Source organism: Frankia sp. R82 (assembly GCF_023716925.1).
Classification (GTDB): Bacteria; Actinomycetota; Actinomycetes; order Frankiales; family Frankiaceae; genus Frankia.
On the sequence record NZ_JAMQQG010000015.1, the window covers coordinates 1 to 17,710 of the forward strand.

Consider the following 17,710-nt stretch of genomic DNA (forward strand, 5'->3'; position numbering starts at 1 on the left):
CCGCACCGCCGGGACCGTCAACGCGGCTGCCGGCCCGCGCGCCGACCCGGGCCCCGGCCCCGGCCCGAATCCCGCCACCGGGGGAGATTCGACCGGCGGCGTCGAGACCTGGCTTCGCCGCAGTTCCCAGGCCGGCCCCGCGACCGCTGCCGGCGCCCCCGGTCCGGGCGTCACTGCCGGCACCGTCGATGCCGCCAGCCGAGCCGGCTGCCCACCTCCGGGCCGGCGCGACGGCCGACCACGGCCTGGCCCGACCCGCCGCGGAGATCGCCGAGCCGGTGGCGCGACCGTTCCCGACGACGACGCCGGTCGAGCGGGGACTCAACGGCAGGGCTTTGCTGTCGGTGGTGCTGGGGCTTGGCTGGCTGTTCGGGGTGGGTAGTGTCGCCGCGGTCGTCCTCGGTCGGCTGGCGCGGACCCAGATCCGCCGGCACAACCAACGGGGCGAGCGGCTCGCCACCGTGGGGATCGGGCTGGGCTGGACCGGAATCGGGCTGACGGCAGCCAGTCTGCTGATCGTTCTCGCGTTGCGCTGAACTGCGATGCGGACCGGGATGAACGACCAGAAGGCCGACCACGATCGGTGTTGTTCTGCTGTGATTTCTGGCATACCCCGGGCCGAGATAGTCGTGATGTTGGACACCACAGATTGCCCTTACGGATCCAATGGTCACGCAGAGCTTCTCGATCTTGGTGTGGTGGCAGGTGCGGCGCGACGTCCGGACGGACCGCCGGAGCCGAACTGCCACCTCGTTTGTCCCGTATCGCCGGGCTTGACATGGCCTGGAGCTCGGCGGGGCCGTCCTGTCGGCCGGATGCCGACCGCCCGGACGGGCCAGCCGGCCAGGCCTTGTCGGGCCACCGGGGTGCCGGCGTCGGCGCAGCGCGTGACGCGCGCGGAAACCGGCTCGTCAGTAGGCTCTCAGGCGTTCTGTGCAGCCCCACGCAGCCCTACAAAACCCAACCCAGAACGACCGCATCCGACTGGACGGACCGTGGATCTCTTCGAATACCAGGCGAAGAAGTTGTTCGCCGAGCATGGCGTTCCGGTACCCACCGGGAAGACCGCGACCACTCCCGAGGAGGCACGTGCGATCGCCACCGAACTCGGTGGCAAGGTCGTCGTCAAGGCGCAGGTCAAGGCCGGCGGCCGAGGCAAGGCCGGCGGTGTCAAGGTGGCCGACGGACCGGACGACGCCTTCGCGAAGGCGACGGCGATCCTCGGGATGGACATCAAGGGCCACACGGTCCACTCGGTGCTCGTCGAGGAAGCCAGCAACATCGCGGAGGAGTACTACGCCTCCTTCCTGCTGGACCGGGCCAACCGGACCTTCCTCGCGATGGCCTCCCGTGAGGGTGGCATGGAGATCGAGGAGGTGGCCGCCACCAACCCGGAGGCGCTGGCCCGCATCCTCATCGACCCGCTGACCGGCGTGGACGCGGCCAAGGCGCGGGAGATCGCGGTGGCTGCCAAGCTGCCCGAGGCCGCGCTGGACGGCGCGACCGAGCTGCTGGCGAAGCTGTGGACCGTCTTCGTGAAGTCGGACGCCACCCTCGTCGAGGTCAACCCGCTGATCCTCACCGGGGACGGCAAGGTCATCGCCCTCGACGGCAAGGTGAGCCTCGACGAGAACGCCGACTTCCGTCACCCCGAGAACGAGGCGTTCGTCGACGTCTCCGCGGTCGACCCGCTCGAGCAGAAGGCCAAGGAGAAGGGCCTCAACTACGTCAAGCTCGAGGGCGAGGTCGGGATCATCGGAAACGGTGCCGGCCTGGTCATGTCGACGCTGGACGTGGTGACCTACGCCGGTGAGGAGTTCGGCGGCAAGCGGCCGGCGAACTTCCTCGACATCGGCGGCGGCGCGTCCGCCGAGGTGATGGCGAACGGGTTGTCGATCATCCTCGGTGACCCGTCGGTCAAGAGCGTCTTCGTCAACATCTTCGGTGGCATCACCGCCTGTGACGCGGTCGCCAACGGCATCATCCAGGCCCTCGACATCGTCGGGAACGTGACCACCCCGCTGGTGGTCCGCCTGGACGGCAACAACGCCGAGGAGGGTCGTCGCATCCTCGCCGAGGCGAACCTTCCGGTGGTCAAGCCGGTCGACACGATGGACGGCGCGGCGAAGCTCGCCGCCCAGCTCGCCGCGGCCGCGGCCTGACCTGCGCGAAGGGATTGCAAACCGATGGCTATCTGGCTTGACGAGAACAGCCGGATCGTGGTGCAGGGCATCACCGGCTCCGAGGGCACCAAGCACACCCGGCGGATGCTCGCGTCCGGCGCGAAGGTCGTCGCGGGCGTCAACGCCCGCAAGGCCGGCCAGAAGGTCGACGACGTGCCGGTGTTCGGCTCCGTCACCGACGCGATCGCGCAGACCGGCGCGAACGTCTCGGTGATCTTCGTTCCGCCGAGGTTCACCAAGGACGCGGCGATCGAGGCGGTCGACGCGGCGATCCCGCTCGCGGTGGTCATCACCGAGGGTGTGCCCGTCCACGACACCACCGAGTTCTTCGCGTACAGCAAGTCGAAGGGCACGACCCGGATCATCGGGCCGAACTGTCCGGGCATCGCGAGCCCGGGCGTGTCCAACGCCGGCATCATCCCGGCCGACATCACCCCCGGTGGGCGGATCGGTCTGGTCTCCAAGAGCGGCACGCTGACCTACCAGATGATGTACGAGCTGCGTGAGTTCGGCTTCTCGACCTGTGTCGGCATCGGCGGTGACCCGGTCATCGGGACCACCCACATCGATGCGCTCGACGCGTTCCAGGCCGACCCGGGCACCGACGCCATCGTCATGATCGGTGAGATCGGCGGTGACGCCGAGGAGCGCGCGGCGGCGCACATCGAGGCGCACGTGAGCAAGCCGGTCGTCGGCTACGTCGCCGGCTTCACCGCGCCCGAGGGCAAGACCATGGGCCACGCCGGCGCCATCGTGTCCGGTTCGTCCGGTACGGCGCAGGCCAAGAAGGAAGCCCTGGAGAAGGCCGGCGTGCGGGTGGGCAAGACCCCGTCCGAGACCGCCCGGCTGATGGCTGACATCATGCGGTCGTTGTAGTTCTGACCGTCTGATGGGTTCCGTGTGCGGCACCCGTCGTCGGACGGTCGTGGAGTCGCCAGGTTGTCGGGGATGAGGGACGCGCACCGCTTCCCTCATCCCCGCACTGCTGCGAGACTCCAGACCGGTGTGTCGGCGCGCTGCGTCCCACGCCGACCGACCTGACGAAGTGGGGTTTCCGCCGTGGCACGAATCGGCGGTCGCGAGATCGCGACCAACGACATCGGAGTGATCGCTGCCAGTGCGGTCATGTTCATCGTGAGCTTCCTGCCGTGGTACTCGGTGAAGTTCTCGTTCTTCGGTTCCGGCCGGACGGCGCACGAGAACGCATGGGGGCTCGGCTTCAACTCGTGGTTCCCCGTGCTGCTCGTGCTCGCGGTCGGCGGCGTGCTCGCGGCCCGGCTGTTCGCGGGGCTGCGCGTGCCCGACCTCGGCCCGGTGGCCGTGGTGTGGGTGCTGCCGGCCGTCTCGCTGCTGGCCTTCCTCCTGCTGCTGCTGCGGTGGATCCGCTTCCCGGACGTGCCCGCCGGGGTGGATGCCGGCCCCAGCGTCGGTTTCTTCCTGGCAATCGTGGCCAGCCTGGCACAGACGGTGTTCGGCGTGCTGGCGGCGCTCGCCAGCGGCGCCCCCCTGCCCTGGCGGCCCGGTGGCGGCGGGACCGGGCCTGGCGGCTCGGGCCAGTGGCAGCCGTCGGCCAACCAGCCGCCCTACGGTCAGCCCTACGGCCAGCAGCCGACTCCCGGTGGGTACGGCCAGCAGCCTGGTTACGGTCAGCCCGGCTATGGCCAGCCCCCGCAGGGCTACGGTCAGCCGCCGACCGGTGGTGGGTATGGCCAGCAGCCCCCGCCCGGCTACGGCCAGCAGCCCGGTTACGGTCAGCCGCCGGCCGGTGGTGGGTATGGTCAGCCGCCAGCCGGTGGTGGGTATGGTCAGCAGCCCCCGCCCGGCTACGGTCAGCAGCCCCAGCAGCCCGGTTACGGTCAGCCGCCGGCCGGTGGTGGGTATGGTCAGCAGCCTGCGCCCGGCTACGGCGGTCAGCAGCCCGGCTATGGCCAGCCGCCACAGGACGGCTACGGCCAGCAGTCCGCGCCGAATCGCTGAGTCCGACCTCCGGCTCCGGATCCGGACCAGCCGGGGCGAAGCGCATTTTGTCGGACCGAGGGACGGCGTGTTGGCTCGGCTGACGACTGACCGCATGCGAGCGTCCTGACGTGCCCGCCTTCCATCAGTCACGGTCCCTGCGACCGGATCTGGACCGTCTGTGGCAACGGGCCGGCCGGCCGGCGGTGGCCGCGATCGCGGCGTCGGCGGCCGGGCTGATCTTCATCGAGGTCGTCGTCCTGATCGTGTGGGGCGCCGACACCGGCTCCTCCACCAGCCCGGGTGCCGCGTTGCGGGTGGGGGCGGACCTCTGGCTCGTCGCCCATGGCGCCACGCTGCACCTGTCGGATGGCGTGATCGCCCTGCGCCCGCTCGGGTTGGCGCTGTTTCCGCTGATCGCAGCCCTGAGCGCCGCGCATCGGCACGCCGGTCTGGTCCCCTGGCCGGGGCCGGCGGGTGGTCCGGCGGCGGCTGTCGTCGCCGGACCGGTGCCCTGGCGCCGGGTGGCGGCGGATGCGGTGGAGGTCGTCACCGCCCAGACGCTGTTCGTCGTGCTGATCGCCCTGCTGGTGCAGTCCGGACCGGTGCGGCCGGCGCTGGGCTCGGCGGCGCTGGGCACGGTTGTCGTCGCCCTGCCGGCGGCGCTGCTGGGAGCGCTTGCCGGGCGCCACCGGCTGCGCGCCGCGTGGCGCCGGCTGCCCGGCTGGGTGCGGATCCCGCTGCGGTGCGGTCTGGCCGCCTTCGCGTCGCTGGTCGCGACCGCCGCCTTCGGCGTCGCCCTGGTCATCGCCGCGACGTTGCCCGAGGTGGCCGGCGCCGAACGGGAGCTCGACGTCGGCGTCCTCGGCGGGTTGGGGCTGGCGGTCGCCCAGCTCGCCGTCCTGCCCAACCTGGTGCTGTGGGCGCTGTCGTACGCCCTCGGCCCGGGTTTCCACGTCGGCTCCGGTCTGGTCCGCGCGGACACGGTGCAGGTCACCAACGTGCCGGACCTGCCGGTGCTCGCCTCGTTGCCGCCGAGTGCCCTGCCCCGGGTGGGCTGGCCGCTGCTGATCCTGGTGCCGCTTGTCGCCGGGCTGGTGTGCGCGCTGATGGCACACCGGGCGAGTGCTGGGCGGCGCTCGCGGGACCGGCTCGGCGTGGTGGGGCTGGCAGGGATCATCTGCGGACTGCTGTGCGCGCTGGCCTGCCAGGAGTCGCTCGGGCAGGTCGGCGAAGCCGGGCAGTACGGGCCGGCCGCCGCCTGGGTGTGTGGGCTGCTGGCCGGGGGCGAGATCGGGCTGGTCGGTCTGGTGCTGATCGGCGGCATCGACCTCGCCGCATGGCGGGCCGAGCGCCCGTTCCTGGCCAGGGACGCGGAGCCGTCCTTCTGGCGGCGGCGACTGGCCCCGGCGCGCTCCCGACCGGCGACGTGGACGTCGCGCCGGCCGGACTGACCTGGTGCGGTGCGCACTGATGCGGTGCCGGCCCGGCGCGGGTCGCGGCGGCACCCGAAAACTGTCGGTGCGCTCGGCTATCGTCCAGCGGTAGTGGATCACCGTCATGGAGGTCGTCGTGCCGGTCGCACTTGCCCACGTTCGCGCCGAAGCTCGCCGACTGCGGGTGCTCGGCTGGTCCTATCGTCGCATCGCGCTGCGCCTGCGGGCACGCCACGGCCTGCGCCCGCTGGCGGCCTTTCGCCTCGCCCGCGGGTGGACGCAGGAGGAGGCCGCCCGCCACTGGAACGAACGCTGGCCCGGCTCCGGCCCGGTCAAGACGGGCAAGGCCTGGTCGTACTGGGAAAACTGGCCGGGCCGAGGCGGTCGGGCGCCGTCGGCCGCCGTGCTGTGGCGGCTGGCCGAGCTCTATCAGTGTCGGCCCGGGGAGTTGCTGGACGGGCCGGATTTCGGCCGGTCGGATCCGGCTGCGGATGCGGCGGCCGAGCAGTCCGCGGCTGCCCTTGACGGGCTGCTGCCCGAGGTGGCTGTCCTGGGCGGTGCCACGCAGGACGAGCTGCCGTCGGCCGCGTCGATCGAGGCACTGTTGGCCGGGCTGCTCTCGGGTTGGGTGCCGGCCGCCTAGCCGGCGCCGGCGGCGGCCCTGATCGGTGCTGGCCATCGCGGCCCGGCGGCGCGGCTGCCGCGTGGCCAGCTGCGGAGGCGACCAGGTGCCAGGCGGGGCAGGCCACGCGATGCGGCGCGCGGGAGTGGCGGAAGTCAGTACAGTCGGACGGTCGCGGCATGTCATCGACGGTGGCGGCTGGGCATCCGGGAAGGTCCGTCCTGGTGGCGAGTCGAGGCTCGCGGTCGCGTGCGCCCGCGCGGTGCCCGCCAGGTTGTGGGCCGCTGACGGCTTTCGATGATCCGTGGGTTCCGCGACCCCTGGGTTCCGCGACCCGTGGGTTCCACTGGCCCTGTCTGCGTTACGGAGTGTGTTGTGGCTGCTCGCCTTGTCGTCCTCGCGTCCGGTGCGGGAACCACGCTGCAGGCGATCCTCGACGCGATCGCGCAGCCAGGGTTCGATGCGGCCGTCGTGGCAGTCGGAACCGACCGGCACGACACCGGCGCCCAGCGCCGGGCCGAGGCTGTCGGTGTGCCGGTGTTCACCGTTCGGCTCGAGGATCACGGCGACCGGGCGGCGTTCAACGCGGCCACCGCCGAACGTATCGCCGGGTTCGCCCCGGATCTGCTGGTGCTCGCCGGTTACATGAAGATTCTCGACCGGCAGGTCATCGCTCGCTTCCCGACGGTCAACACCCACCCGTCGCTGCTGCCGGCCTTTCCCGGCGCCCATGCCGTCCGGGATGCGCTCGCGGCCGGAGTGAAGGTGAGCGGTGTGACGGTGCACTGGGTCGACGAGGGGGTCGACACCGGTCCGATCATCGCTCAGCAGGCGGTGCCGGTGGAGCCGGCGGACACCGAGGCGACGCTGCGGGATCGGATCCAGGGGGTCGAACGCGGCCTGTTTGTCACGACGATCGGTGCGATCGTGCGTTCGGGAAACCTGTCGGGTGCTGCGGTGGCCGGGGTTCACGTCCAGGAGGAGTCATGACGTCATCGGGTGCCAGCGTGGCTGGCGGCAGCGGCGCGACCGGCGGGGCCGGGTCGGCCACGGGAGCGGGGACGGCCGAGGTGGTCCCCACCGGGCATCGGCCGTTGCGCCGGGCGCTGGTCAGCGTGTACGACAAGGTCGGGCTGGACGTGCTCGCCGAGGCGTTCCAGGCCGCCGGGGTCGAGGTCGTCTCCACCGGCTCGACGGCACAGGTGCTGGCCCGCCACGGGCTGGCGGTGACGCCGGTGAGCACGGTGACCGGCTTCCCCGAGGTACTCGGTGGGCGGGTGAAGACCCTGCACCCCAGGGTGCACGCCGGCCTGCTGGCGGACCTGCGTAACGCCGAGCACGCGGCCGCTCTGGCCGAACTCGACATCGAGCCGTTCGACCTGGTCGTGGTGAACCTGTATCCGTTCGCGGCCACGGTGGCCGGCGGGGCCACCGAGGACGAGGCGGTCGAGCAGATCGACATCGGCGGCCCGGCGATGATCCGGGCGGCTGCGAAGAACCATGCGTCGGTCGCCGTCGTCGTCTCCCCGGACGACTACGGCGCGCTGGCCGAGGCGGTCCGCGGCGGCGGTTACGACCTGGCGGCCCGCCGCCGGCTGGCGGCCCGCGCGTTCGCCCACACCGCCGCCTACGACGTCGCGGTGTCGTCGTGGTTCGCCAGCGTCGTCGCGCCCGACGAGGTCGCCCGCGAGACCGGCTGGCCCGACGTGCTCTCCGCCCAGTGGCAGCGCTCGGACGTGCTGCGTTACGGCGAGAACCCGCACCAGCGGGCAGCCCTGTACGTCGAGGCCGGCCACGAGGGGGGCGTCGGCGGTGGTCTGGCCGCGGCCCGCCAGCTGCACGGCAAGCAGATGTCGTACAACAACTACACCGACACCGATGCGGCCCGGCGCGCCGTGTACGACTTCACCGAGCCGGCCGTCGCCGTGATCAAGCATGCGAATCCCTGCGGCATCGCCGTCGGCGCCACGATCGCCGAGGCACATCGCAAGGCGCATGCCTGCGACCCGGTGTCCGCCTTCGGCGGGGTGATCGCCACGAACCGGCCGGTCACCGTCGACCTCGCCGAGCAGATCGCCGAGATCTTCACCGAGGTCGTCGTCGCCCCCGGCTACGAGCCCGGCGCGGTGGAGATCCTTGCCCGCAAACCGTCGATCCGGGTGCTGGAGTGCGCCGCTCCGCCGCACCAGCGTGGGGTGGAGCTGCGCCCGATCAGCGGCGGGCTGTTGCTGCAGTCGCGGGACGCGGTCGAGGAACCGGGTGACGAGCCCTCCGGGTGGACGTTGGAAGCCGGCACGCCCGCCGACGACGCGCTGCTCGCCGACCTGCGTTTCGCCTGGCGTGCGGTGCGCGCGGTGAAGTCGAACGCGATCCTGCTGGCCAGTGACGGCGCCACGGTCGGCGTCGGGATGGGCCAGGTCAACCGGGTTGATGCGGCCCGTCTCGCGGTGACCCGGGCGGCCGATCGGGCCAAGGGCGCGGTGGCCGCCAGCGACGCCTTCTTCCCGTTCCCCGACGGCTTCGAGGTGCTGGCCGAGGCCGGGGTGCGGGCGGTCGTCGAACCGGGCGGATCGGTGCGCGACGAACTGGTCATCGCGGCCGCGCGCGAGGCCGGCGTCACGCTCTACTTCAGCGGAGTGCGCCACTTCGCACACTGAGCTGCCGGCGGGAGGGGGCGTGGTGAACCCACCGCCCCCTCCGAACGTCGGCCGCCCAACGTCGCGGGTGCCGGTCAGACGCCGGCGTTCGCCTCGGCGGCGGCCGAACCCCGCCGGCCGCCCGTTCCGCTGCCGTTCGCGGTGGTCGCCGCCGGAGCGGTCGCCGCGGCGGCCCCACCCGGCGTGTCCGTCGTCGGCACGTAGCGCTGGGCGACCCAGTCGAGGGCGTCCCGCCAGCTCGCGCCGTACAGCACCGAGATGCGGTCGGCGGTCTGACGGGCCAGCGCCTGGACGAACACGCGGTCGTCGCTGTCCAGATGCCGGGCATCACCGAAGGTTTCCCAGGCTCGGAACATCAGTTCCTGCAGCTTCTTGCTGTGAGGTGATTCGTCTGCCACGTTGAGCTCCTCCCAAATGGGCACCGCGGCCGGAAGTCTGCCCTAAGCGTGCCGGGTGCCCTTAGGTGGGGGTACTCGTGGTTGTGTGCCCGATGGGTTCGCCTGGGTCAGTGAAAGGCCGGATTAGGGCCATGTGGTAGTGGCGCCACGTGCAGTGGCGGTTAGGAGCAGTGGTGAGGTCAGGGGGAGTCGACCGGCTCCGGGCGGACCAGACCCAGCCGCACCACCTCGTTGGCGAGCCGTCCACGCCGGTTCGATCCGGGGGCGATGTCGAACTTGCGGTACAGCCGCAACAGATGCTGCTTGACGGCACCCTCGGTGACGACCAGATCCTCGGCCATCTGCCGGGTGGACAACGGGATGACGAACGCACCCGGGGTGCCCGCCGGGCGGGACAGCGCTCGTAGCACGTCCCATTCCCGCCGGGTCAGGTCCGGGGGATCCGGCATGGCCAGCTCTGCGGTGTGGTCGCGGTCCCACGGCCCGGCCGCCGTCTCGATGGTGAACTCGATCAGCGCTCGGGCGTTCTGGATCCGCACGCCCGCAGAGCCGAACCGGACGACATCCCCGTCCTGCAGGATGTGCCGGCCGACCGGTCGACCGTTGACCTGGGTGCCGTTGCGGGACAGGCCCTGGTCCCACACATAAAGATGAGGGCCACGCCGGATGATCTCGGCGTGCAGTCGGGACACGCTGGGATCGTCAAGGAGCACGTCGACCCCCGGCCCACGGCCCACCGTGGTTACCTCTGGGCACAGCGCAATGACCTCACCGGTGACCTCGATCCGAACACTCGGCCCGTTCACGTTCTTCGACCTCGCTTCCGTCCGAACGCGATGGTGTTGTTCGCGGACTGCCTTCGACTGCAGATCCCCGGTCAGAGGTCGATAACACACCCGGCGCGTGGATCCGTGCAGGCCGTCCGGTCTGCTGGATCTGCGCCGGGTACGTCGCGAGACAGGGATACCTACCGGCTGCCCTCGCCATCAGTCATGCTGATTGGATAGGTTGCGCCGTCCAGCGACGTCGTGGGCCGGACACCACGTACTGACGTGGTCTGTTCGTCGTCCGGGCGCGTGACGGCATCTGCCGAGCAGGACCGGCGCCGGAGGTGGGTGCGGTGGATCCGGGTGGCCACGACCGCAGCGCTGGCGGTTACCGGGCCCCTGACGGCTCGTTCTCGCCCGGGCGGTCCTGGCCGCCTACCGTCCGCAATAGCCATGACGGTGATGACGGTGATGACGGCGCGACCGCACCGGTGCGCACCTCACGGCGTCGGCCCGCCGCCGGTCCGCCGAGCCCCGCGCAGCCGCCGGACGACCCGCGTGGTCACCGCGGTCCGGTCGGTCCCGGTGGCCAGCACGGCCAGGACGAGCCGGACGATCACCATGGTCCGACAGATCCGGGTGGCCACCGCGGATCCGGTGCTCGGCGGCGGCAGGGCCGTGGCTCCGGACTGGTGGCGTGGCTGCGCCGGGAGGCGGTCTTCGCCGCGGTGCTGGTCGGCGTTGCCGGCGGATTTCTGCTGGTCTCGCAGAACCGGTGGCGGCGCGGCCTGTTGCTGATCGGCATTGTTCTGGTGATGGCGGGCTGCGCCCGGTTGGCGTTGCCGGCTCGGCGGGTGGGACTGCTCGCCGTCCGGGGCCGTGTTTTCGACACCCTGCTGCTGGTGGCGCTTGGTGGGGCGGTGATCGGGCTCACCACCGCGGTGCCCTACCTCGGCCCCTGAGTAGCCCGGCCCTGAGCGGCCCGGCCCTGAGCAGCCCCGGGCCGCTGCCGGCTCAGCGCCGGCCGGCCATCGCACGCCGCACGGCCAGGCGGGTCAGGGTGCTCGCTGGGATCGTTCCGCGGCCCAACCCGAGCTCGACCAGCGAGTCGTACAGCTCGGTGCGGGTCCGGGCGGCCCGGGCGGCCGCGTCCATCATCGTGCTGCTGCGACCGACGAGCCCGGCGAGCAACGTGGTGTGTCGCAGATGGCGACCGAGTTCGGCGTCCAGCGAACGCCGGTACAGACGGCCCGCGCCGGCGGGTTGGGCCGCACCGACCGCGGCCTGCCCGGCGAGCAGGCCGGACAGCAGTGCGTAGTAGATCCCCTCACCGGTCAGCGGGTTGATCAGGGAGGCGGCGTCGCCGGCGAGCAGCACCGGGCCGGCCGGCTGGCGTGGCCGGTGGGTGGACAGCGGCAGGTGGTGGGCCCGCAGTGTGCCCGGTTCGGCCGGGGCGTGCGGGAGCATCCGTTCCAGGGTGCGGTGCAGCACGGTTTTCGCGCTGGCCCCGTCGTCCGCGGCGGCGAGCCGGGAGCGCAGCATGCCGTAGCCGATGTTCGCCCGTCCGTCGCCGATCGGGAACGACCAGGCGTAGGCCGGCCAGCCCTCGTCGGTCATGTGGATGAACAGCTCCGCCGGGGCGTCCGCGGCGGGCAGCGGGGCGTAGGCGCGCACGGCGATCGCCATCGACTCCGGCGGGTTGGCGGCCAGCCCCAGGCCGCGGCGCACCACCGAGTTCGCGCCGTCGGCACCGATGACGACCCGCGCGGCCAGCGAGCCGTTGACGACCACGACGGGTTCACGGCCCCGGCCGTCGGGCCGTGGCCGGTCGGCGAACTCCAGGGTGCGCACCCGTCGGCGGATCAACGCCGCGCCGCGTGCCCGGGCCGCGGCCATCAGCCGCGCGTCGAAGACCTGCCGGGGCACGACATAACTCGCCCGGCTCGACGGCGTGGCGACCTCGGCACCGCCCGGAGTGCGTAGACGCATCCGCTCCACCGGTCGGTAGCCGGCAACCGCGTCGGTCACACCCAGCTCACGCAGAACATCGAGGCCGTGCGGTGCGATGCCGTCCCCGCAGGTCTTGTCCCGGGGGAACGCGGCGGTGTCGGCCAGGACGACGCTTGCGCCGGGACGTTCCCGCAGGGCCGCCAGCGCTGCCGCGCATCCGGCCGGACCGCCGCCGACGATCAGCACGTCGACTGTGCCAGCCGGGACGTCCTCGGGTTCGTCGACGCGCACGATCGGCGTGGCCACGGTGATCGTATCGGCGTCCTTCGCCGGTCCGGCCGGTCCGGCCGGGCCCGTCGGACGGATCGCCGTTGCCTCGAACACATCAGGTGAAGCAGACGAACTGGGCGGGCTGGGCGGGCTCGGTGAGCCGGACGGGCTTGCCGGCGACGGCGGGATCTGCACGATCGCCAGTCTCGCAGCCGGCCCCGAGGTACACCGCGAGCGCCCCACGACACCCGCCCGGCGCCGGCCCGGAAACCTCGTACAGTGCGGGATGTGGACGCACTGGAACAGGTGACACGATGGCCGGTCGAGACGGCCGCGGTCTGCGTGCTGCGTCGCGAGCCTGACGGGGCCGGGGGAATCGGGGTTCGGGAGCTCGGGCAGGTGGGCCCGGCGGACCACCCCTTCCGGTTGGCCTCGGTGTCGAAACTGCTGGCCGCCTACGCGGTGCTCATCGCCGTGGAGGAGGGCGCGATCGGCCTGTCGGATCCGGCCGGGCCGCCATCGTCGACCGTGGCGCATCTGCTGGCGCACGCGTCCGGACTCGAGTTCGGCGGTGAACGGGTGTTCGCGGCGCCCGGGACCCGCCGCATCTACTCGAACACCGGGATCGAGCGGCTCGGCGACGTCGTCACCGCGGCCACCGGGATCACGTTCGCCGACTACCTGGCCGAGGCGGTGTTCGCCCCGTTGGGGATGGCCGGTGCCCGGCTGACCGGCTCGCCGGCCCACGGCGTGCGGGCAACCCTCGACGACCTGCGCCGGTTCGCCGCGGAGCTGTTGGTTCCCAGCCTGCTCTCGCCGGCGATGGTGGCCACCGCGACCTCCGTGGCCTTCCCCGGACTGTCCGGAGTGCTACCGGGCTTCGGTCGCCAGGATCCGAACGACTGGGGTCTCGGGTTCGAGATCCGCGGCCACAAGGATCCGCACTGGACCGGGCGCACCAACACGCCCGCGACGTTCGGTCACTTCGGCCAGGCCGGCTCCTTCCTGTGGGTGGATCCGGTGGCCGGCCTGAGCTGTGTTGCTCTGAGTGACCGAGATTTCGGGGAGTGGGCTCGCGACGCGTGGCCACCCCTGTCGGATGACATCGTCGCCGCAGGCCGTCCGTCGGTGGTGGATCCGGCGTTGTGACCGTCCGCGATGGCGGGTGGGGGGCGCCGTCCACCGGGGGACGTACGGGACGTCCGGTGCGTTCGGCCGTTTCAGGATGGACGTGTTGCCCGTTTTTCGGGTGTTCCGAGCGGGTCGGTTCCTCGGTCTGGCGGTCCGCGGGTGACGGAGCGCCTCGGTGGGCCATGATGTCGGCATGCAACCTTGCCGACACCGATCCCGACGGCCGGCCATCAATCCCAGGTCGACGCGCGTAGCTACACGGAGGGTGACGACCCTCGGGGGGCAACGTGGCGGGACCGACCGTGGCGTGCTGTCGGCCGCATGAACGGACACAGCGAGGGCGAACCGTCGTACGGCGCGGATGTGACGTTCGCCGGCCGACCGGCGATCAACGCCACCGTTCGGGCGGCGGACCCGTTCCGCACGTCCGAGGTGGCGGGCCTGGTCGACATCGGCGTGGCGATCGGCATCCCGGAGCCGTACCGAGCCCAGTTGCAGGGATGGCGTGAACAGCTCGGAGATCCCAACGCCGCGTTGATCGTCCCGCATGTGACGCTGCTCGGCCCGACCACGGTCCGCCTCGTCGACCTGCCGGCGATCGAAACCCATCTGGCCCGGGCCGCCGAGCCGCACGATCCGTTCACGATCCGGCTGTCCGGTTCGGGAACGTTCCGCCCGTTGTCGCCGGTGGTGTTCGTCGAGGTGGCCGTGGGTGCGGCGCGGTGCGCAGGCCTGGCGGCCGCGGTGCGGTCCGGCCCGCTGGAGCGACCGCTGGCCTTCGCCTACCATCCGCACGTCACGGTCGCGCACGACATCCCTGCGGAGGGGCTTGACCGCGCCTACGTGGCGCTCGCCGACTACCAGGCCCGGTTCGACGTCGGCGGGTTCGGCCTGTATCAGCGGGGAGCCGACCTGCGCTGGCGGGAGCTGCGCTTCTTCCCGTTCGGTGCGGCCGGGGCGCGACCGCGCGCCGCGGGGGACGGCGGTCGCACGGCCGAGCCGGCCACTCCTGGCAACTAGGGTGCCGTCCATGAACGTTTCCGGTTGTGGCCGAGGTACCGGGGTGGCGGGGTGCCGCGTGCCGGGGTGGCTGCGGGCGCACCATCCGGGGCCGGAGGCAGCCACCCGTCACCGATGACCAGCACTCGGCGACCGATATAACGCACCGTGATCAAAACGGCTCCGCAGGTCGGGACAATCTCGGGCGTGTCGATCTTTGTAGTCCTTCTACAGGGTTCGCGGCATCATTTTGTCCGTTTCATCCCTGTAGAAGGACCCACCCGCCCCGCCAGTCCGCCGACGTCGATAACGGCCGTGACGGCGGCGAGGTCGGCCGTCGGGACCAGACACCCGCGGAACCACATGACATCGGACGGTGCCCGGACAATCCCCGGAGAGCACCGACGGATCGTGGTGGACGCCAGCCAGCGACGGCCTGGCCAGCCAGCCATGACCATTGCCAGCCATGACCATCGGCCAGCCATGACCATTGCCAGCCACAGCCCGACGGCCACCGGTGCGCTGCCCGTGAACATGCACGGACAGCGCACCGGGGCCCTTTCCGCCGACGCCACCCATCGCGGTGCGTTCAGGTACGCCGGCGGGGAGGGACCTCGTAGGGCAGCTCGGGCGGGAGCTCGTAGTAGAGCTCGTCGGTGTAAGCGTCGACGCCCCGGTTGGAAGACCGGCCATACCCGTCGGCGTAGTCGTCGTCGACGAGGTCGGCATACGGCTGGCCGGCGGCCCGTTCCGGCCCGGGCCGCGGCGACCGCTCGGGCCAGTGGCGGGTTGTGTCCCGGCCGGGATCAGGGTGCGTGGGTAGCCGGCGGACCGGGGCGGTGACCGGCTCGGTCCGCCGGCCGGGCGAGGCGGGTCCGCTGCGGCGGTCCGCACTCGGGCGGGCAGCCCGGGACCCGGGCCGGGCCGGGCGCTGTTCGCGTACCGGTACTGGTTCCGGTCGGGCCGGCCGGTCGGCCCGACCGGGGCCCGTCCGGGTGAATCGGGTGCGCATCGCCGCGGATCGGACCGCCCGGGCCCGCCGGGCCCGCCGCCCCACCCGCCGGGTGACCACGGTGACCAGGCAGGCGGCAGCGGTCAGGCCCAGTGCGATCCAGGTGGTTGGGCCGATGCCGGTGAGGATGCCACCATGCTCGCCCACCCGGGGGGCTGGCAGGGCGGCGGCACTCGGCGCGGTGCGTCCCGCACTGGCCGGCGCCGCACCGTCCGCCGCGGTGGCGCCGTCCGCCCCCTGCCCGGCGGCGTTCGGCAGATAGCCCACCGGCGTGATCTGACCGTCGTGGGCGAAGCCCCAGTCGAGCAGGGCACGCGCGTCGCGGTCGAACTCGGGCGCCGTGCGCAGCAGCGCGACGACGAGGGTGCGGCCCGCGCGGGTGGCGGCGCCGACGAAGGTCGCCCCGGCGGCAACCGTGTAGCCGTTCTTCACACCGATGGTGCCGTCGTACCGGCCCAGCAGAAGATTGTGGTTCTGGATCTCGAAGCGCTGGTCCCCACGGCCGGGCAGGGACGCCCGCCGGATGGTCAGGTACTGGCGCACGTTCGGCTCGTGGATCGCGGCCCGTCCGAAGACGGCCAGGTCGTGCACGCTGGTCAGCTGGCCGGGGCTGTCCAGGCCGGTCGGGTCCCCGGCCACCGTGTCGCGAGCGCCGAGCGAGACGGCCAGGGCGTTCATCCGTTGCAGTACCGCCGCGGAGCCACCGCTGGCGTCGACGAGGGTCACCGTCGCGTCGTTGCCGCTGGCGATCAGCATCGCCGTGGCCAGGTCGCGTACCGGGTAGCCGACTCCCGGCACCAGGCCCACCTTCGTGCCATCCACGCGGGAGGCATCCTCGCCGACGGTCACGATCTGGCTCTGCGGAAGGCTCGGCAGAATCGTCAGCGCGGTCAGGATCTTCATGGTGCTGGCGGGCATGTCCTGGTCGTGCAGGTGCGACGCCGCGAGGATCGCCCCGGTGTCGGCATCCGCGACCACCCAGTCCTTGGCAGTCAGGTTGGCTGGCGGAGCAGCAGGCAGCGGAGTCGCCGCGGGTGCTGCCGGTGCCGGTGCGGCTCGAACCGGAGCGCCCCAGGCCAGGAGGATCAGCGCGCCGGCGGCGAACAACGCCAGCACGCGACGCCCCCGGATGCGGGCTCCACACAGCGCGCGGCCCGCCCTCGCCGCCAACGGCAGGGCAGGATGACACGACCGGCCGGCACGCACCTACTGAACGCTACTGGCATGAGCCGGCCCGCATCGGGCAGTTGGCTTTCGTGTCGCATCCGGGTGTCCGCCGGGGGCTAATCACCCTTTTTCGGATGTTCTGCGCCTCTGCGGGTGGCTCCGGCGTAGACCGCGGATCGGTGGTGTGCCCGTCCGGCCGAGGCGCGGGTGTTGGCGCGGCTGGCGACCCGGGCCGCCGGAACGGCATTGGAGTGCCCCGGGCGGGTGGCAGTACCGGGGGGCGTGCCGGGCGCCGGCCGGGGGTCGACCGGCGGGGGATCGTCGGTCGCCTCGTCGTCCGTCCGGGTGCCCCTGGCTGGTGGTACGGCGGCTCCACCGGCCGGCTGGGAGCCTGGCGCCACCCGTGGCTGGGCCGCCTCGGTCGCGCATCCGCCGGTGACGGACGGCGCGACAACGGACGGCGCGACAACGGACGGCGCGGCAGGGGAAGCGCCGGCCACGGCGGCGGCACGTGGCCCGAGGGGTCCGGTGACGGCGCCGGGCAGAGGCCCGGTGGCGAGGGCCGGCGCGGCCGGCAGGTGCGCTGCCAGCAGACGCTCGAGATCGCTGCGGAAGGCCTCGAACTGGCCGGCGAGCTCGCCCCGGACGTACTGCCGGGTGGCGGCCTCGCTCTGGGCCAGGCGCAGTGCCGCGACCTCGCGGGTGAGGAACTCGGTGTCGTCGCGCATCCGTCCGGCGACAGCGCGGTCCTCGGTCAGGGCGGCCCGGTCCCGGTCGTCCTGACGGTTCTGGGCCAGCAGAATGAGCGGCGCGGCGTAGGCGGCCTGGGTGGAGAAGGCCAGGTTGAGCAGGATGAACGGATACGGGTCCCAGCGCATGAGCGGTACCGCGACGTTCAGTGCGATCCAGACGATCACGATGCCCGTCTGGATCGCCAGATAGCGGCCGGTGCCGAGGAAGCGGGCGACCGTTTCCGCCACCCGGCTGGCATCCTCCCGATCCACCCGGGGCAGCAGTGTTGCCCGGCCGGTGCCGGGAAGATCGAGCCGGTCGGCCCGTGGCCGACGGCGGCCCGCGTTGCGCGATGCGGTGATGGCCATGACAGCTCCCCCTCCGCGCGCCGACGAAGATTGTCCGGGCGCGCGTTACTCGAGCAGGCCGC

General features: G+C 72.3%; 17 protein-coding genes. 11 read left to right on the plus strand and 6 right to left on the minus strand.

Annotated elements, in window-relative coordinates; translation table 11 throughout:
• The first annotated feature begins 188 nt into the window (after positions 1 to 188).
• From ND747_RS04545 to purH, 8 genes are all read left to right on the plus strand, one after another.
• Positions 189 to 536, plus strand: a complete 348-nt coding sequence (locus ND747_RS04545; RefSeq protein WP_251732020.1) for a DUF4190 domain-containing protein — start codon at positions 189 to 191, stop codon at positions 534 to 536.
• Between the two features lie 459 nt (positions 537 to 995).
• Positions 996 to 2,162 carry an ADP-forming succinate--CoA ligase subunit beta gene (gene sucC, locus ND747_RS04550; RefSeq protein WP_251732021.1) on the plus strand — a complete coding sequence of 389 codons (1,167 nt, stop codon included), beginning with the start codon at positions 996 to 998 and terminating at the stop codon, positions 2,160 to 2,162.
• 24 nt (positions 2,163 to 2,186) lie between these two features.
• The gene (gene sucD / locus ND747_RS04555) at positions 2,187 to 3,059 is read left to right on the plus strand and encodes a succinate--CoA ligase subunit alpha (RefSeq protein WP_251732023.1); all 873 of its coding nucleotides are present in this window, start codon (positions 2,187 to 2,189) and stop codon (positions 3,057 to 3,059) included.
• Between the two features lie 183 nt (positions 3,060 to 3,242).
• The gene (locus ND747_RS04560; RefSeq protein ID WP_251732025.1) at positions 3,243 to 4,160 is read left to right on the plus strand and encodes a hypothetical protein; all 918 of its coding nucleotides are present in this window, start codon (positions 3,243 to 3,245) and stop codon (positions 4,158 to 4,160) included.
• A 110-nt stretch (positions 4,161 to 4,270) separates the two neighbouring features.
• Positions 4,271 to 5,593: a DUF6350 family protein gene (locus ND747_RS04565; protein WP_251732026.1), complete on the plus strand. Its 1,323-nt coding sequence runs from the start codon at positions 4,271 to 4,273 to the stop codon at positions 5,591 to 5,593.
• Between the two features lie 118 nt (positions 5,594 to 5,711).
• Complete coding sequence (locus ND747_RS04570) at positions 5,712 to 6,218, plus strand: helix-turn-helix transcriptional regulator (RefSeq protein ID WP_251732028.1); 507 nt, start codon at positions 5,712 to 5,714, stop codon at positions 6,216 to 6,218.
• 354 nt (positions 6,219 to 6,572) lie between these two features.
• Positions 6,573 to 7,187 carry a phosphoribosylglycinamide formyltransferase gene (gene purN, locus ND747_RS04575; protein WP_251732029.1) on the plus strand — a complete coding sequence of 205 codons (615 nt, stop codon included), beginning with the start codon at positions 6,573 to 6,575 and terminating at the stop codon, positions 7,185 to 7,187.
• Positions 7,184 to 8,854, plus strand: coding sequence for a bifunctional phosphoribosylaminoimidazolecarboxamide formyltransferase/IMP cyclohydrolase (gene purH / locus ND747_RS04580; RefSeq protein WP_251732030.1), 1,671 nt, complete (start codon positions 7,184 to 7,186; stop codon positions 8,852 to 8,854). The genes purN and purH overlap by 4 nt, the downstream gene beginning before the upstream one ends.
• Before the next feature lie 74 nt (positions 8,855 to 8,928).
• Here the strand turns inward: purH and ND747_RS04585 are convergent, their stop codons facing one another.
• The 3 genes from ND747_RS04585 to ND747_RS29180 all read right to left on the minus strand — a co-directional run bounded on the left by ND747_RS04585 (position 8,929) and on the right by ND747_RS29180 (position 10,642).
• Positions 8,929 to 9,252 (minus strand): hypothetical protein, encoded by a 324-nt coding sequence (locus ND747_RS04585; RefSeq protein ID WP_251732032.1) that lies wholly within the window; start codon positions 9,250 to 9,252, stop codon positions 8,929 to 8,931.
• Positions 9,253 to 9,431: 179 nt separating this feature from the next.
• Positions 9,432 to 10,058 carry an FHA domain-containing protein gene (locus tag ND747_RS04590; RefSeq protein ID WP_251732034.1) on the minus strand — a complete coding sequence of 209 codons (627 nt, stop codon included), beginning with the start codon at positions 10,056 to 10,058 and terminating at the stop codon, positions 9,432 to 9,434.
• Positions 10,059 to 10,519: 461 nt separating this feature from the next.
• A complete protein-coding gene (locus ND747_RS29180; protein ID WP_285899987.1) occupies positions 10,520 to 10,642 on the minus strand; it encodes a hypothetical protein in 123 nt (40 codons plus the stop codon).
• Positions 10,643 to 10,711: 69 nt separating this feature from the next.
• On the opposite strand from ND747_RS29180, the gene ND747_RS04595 reads away from it, so the two are divergent.
• Complete coding sequence (locus ND747_RS04595; RefSeq protein ID WP_251732036.1) at positions 10,712 to 10,981, plus strand: DUF3017 domain-containing protein; 270 nt, start codon at positions 10,712 to 10,714, stop codon at positions 10,979 to 10,981.
• A 52-nt stretch (positions 10,982 to 11,033) separates the two neighbouring features.
• Here ND747_RS04595 and ND747_RS04600 read toward each other — a convergent pair whose 3' ends face one another.
• Entirely contained in the window at positions 11,034 to 12,275 is a 1,242-nt protein-coding gene (locus tag ND747_RS04600) for a geranylgeranyl reductase family protein (protein ID WP_251732038.1), read from the minus strand.
• Between the two features lie 252 nt (positions 12,276 to 12,527).
• Here ND747_RS04600 and ND747_RS04605 point away from each other — a divergent pair, with 252 nt between their 5' ends.
• Together ND747_RS04605 and ND747_RS04610 are read left to right on the plus strand one after the other, a co-directional pair.
• Positions 12,528 to 13,388, plus strand: a complete 861-nt coding sequence (locus tag ND747_RS04605; RefSeq protein WP_251732040.1) for a serine hydrolase domain-containing protein — start codon at positions 12,528 to 12,530, stop codon at positions 13,386 to 13,388.
• A gap of 303 nt (positions 13,389 to 13,691) precedes the next feature.
• Positions 13,692 to 14,390 carry a 2'-5' RNA ligase family protein gene (locus ND747_RS04610; RefSeq protein ID WP_251732042.1) on the plus strand — a complete coding sequence of 233 codons (699 nt, stop codon included), beginning with the start codon at positions 13,692 to 13,694 and terminating at the stop codon, positions 14,388 to 14,390.
• Positions 14,391 to 14,958: 568 nt separating this feature from the next.
• On the opposite strand, the gene ND747_RS04615 is transcribed toward ND747_RS04610, so the two are convergent.
• Together ND747_RS04615 and ND747_RS04620 are read right to left on the minus strand one after the other, a co-directional pair.
• A complete protein-coding gene (locus ND747_RS04615) occupies positions 14,959 to 16,497 on the minus strand; it encodes a D-alanyl-D-alanine carboxypeptidase family protein (RefSeq protein WP_251732043.1) in 1,539 nt (512 codons plus the stop codon).
• A 167-nt stretch (positions 16,498 to 16,664) separates the two neighbouring features.
• Positions 16,665 to 17,648: a DUF1003 domain-containing protein gene (locus ND747_RS04620; protein ID WP_251732045.1), complete on the minus strand. Its 984-nt coding sequence runs from the start codon at positions 17,646 to 17,648 to the stop codon at positions 16,665 to 16,667.
• Between the last annotated feature and the right edge of the window lie 62 nt (positions 17,649 to 17,710).